The organism is Bradyrhizobium sp. (assembly GCF_049581145.1).
Classification (GTDB): domain Bacteria; phylum Pseudomonadota; class Alphaproteobacteria; order Rhizobiales; family Xanthobacteraceae; genus Bradyrhizobium.
Genome location: NZ_JBAURI010000068.1, coordinates 1 through 1,616, shown reverse-complemented (window position 1 = coordinate 1,616; position 1,616 = coordinate 1). Strand labels below are relative to the sequence as shown.

The following is a 1,616-nucleotide window of genomic DNA, read 5'->3' as shown; positions in this document are numbered from 1 at the left end:
CCTTCGGACTCGACGCCTGCGGCCGCTCCGGCCGAATCGACCGCGCCCGCCGTCAGCCGCGATGCTGCGCTCGAGGCAACGCCGCGGATCAAGATCGACACCCCGAGCGTTTCGGGGAGCATCTCGCTGAAGGGCGCCCGCATCGACGATCTGTCACTGGTCAAGTTCCGTGACACCGTCGATCCGACCTCGCCGGCGATCGTGCTGTTTTCGCCGTCGGGCACCGCGAGCCCTTATTACGCGGAATTCGGCTGGGTAGCCGCCGCGGGCGTGACCGCCAAGTTGCCCGACCAGAACACGGTCTGGCAGCAGGACGGCTCGAACGCGCTCACGCCGTCGAGCCCGGTGGTGCTGAAATACGACAATGGCGAGGGCCTGACCTTCCGCCGCACCATTGCGATCGACGACCGCTATCTCTTCAGTATCAAGGACGAGGTCAACAATGTCGGCAATACGGCGGTCACGCTCTATCCCTATGCGCTGATCTCGCGCCACGGCACGCCTAAGGTCTCCGGCTATTACATCCTGCATGAAGGCCTGATCGGCTATCTCGGCGACCAGGGCCTGCAACAATACTCCTACAAGAAGATCGACTCCGACAAGCGAGTGAGCTTCAAGGTCACCGACGGCTGGCTCGGCATCACCGACAAATACTGGGCCGCGGCACTGCTGCCCGACACCGACGCCCAGTTGCAGGCGAGCTACTCGTCCAATCAGGTGGGCAACGTGCGAACCTACCAGACCGATTATCTCGAGGACGCGCAGACGATCGGAATCGGCGGCAGCGGCGCCGCCAATGCGCGGCTGTTCGCCGGCGCCAAGGAAGCGAGTGTCGTCGGCATCAATTTCCCGATCGGCGGCTTTGGCGGCTACAACAAGGAACTCTCACTCAACCACTTCGATCTGCTGATCGACTGGGGCTGGTTCTATTTCATCACCAAGCCGATGTTCCTGGGCCTCGACTTCTTCTACCGCCTGTTCGGCAATTTCGGCATCGCGATCCTGCTCGTGACCGTGATCGTCAAGCTGGCGTTCTTCCCGCTGGCCAACAAGTCCTATGCCTCGATGGCGAAGATGAAGTCGATCCAGCCGCAGCTGGCCGCGCTGAAGGAGCGCTATCCCGACGACAAGATGAAGCAGCAGCAGGAGATGATGGAGATCTACAAGAAGGAGAAGATCAACCCGATCGCCGGTTGTCTTCCCGTCGCCCTGCAGATCCCGGTATTCTTCTCGCTCTACAAGGTCCTGTTCGTCACCATCGAAATGCGGCACGCGCCGTTCTTCGGCTGGATCAAGGACCTCTCCGCGCCCGACCCGACCAATCTGTTCACTTTGTTCGGATTGTTCCACTACGATCCGACCCAACTGCCGGTGTTCGGCCAGTACCTCGCGCTCGGCATCTGGCCGATCATCATGGGCATCTCGATGTGGTTCCAGATGAAGCTGAATCCGACGCCGCCGGACCCGACCCAGAAGATGATCTTTGCCTGGATGCCGCTGATCTTCACCTTCATGCTGGCGCGCTTCCCGGCCGGACTGGTGATCTATTGGGCCTGGAACAACACGCTGTCGGTGCTGCAGCAAAGCTTCATCATGCGCCGCAACGGCGTCAAGGT

1 protein-coding gene is annotated in these 1,616 nt (G+C 61.1%); it reads left to right on the top strand.

Annotated elements, in window-relative coordinates; genetic code table 11:
- On the top strand, positions 1–1,616 hold a 1,616-nt coding region (gene yidC, locus WCB02_RS01925; protein ID WP_423955763.1), incomplete at both ends, for a membrane protein insertase YidC.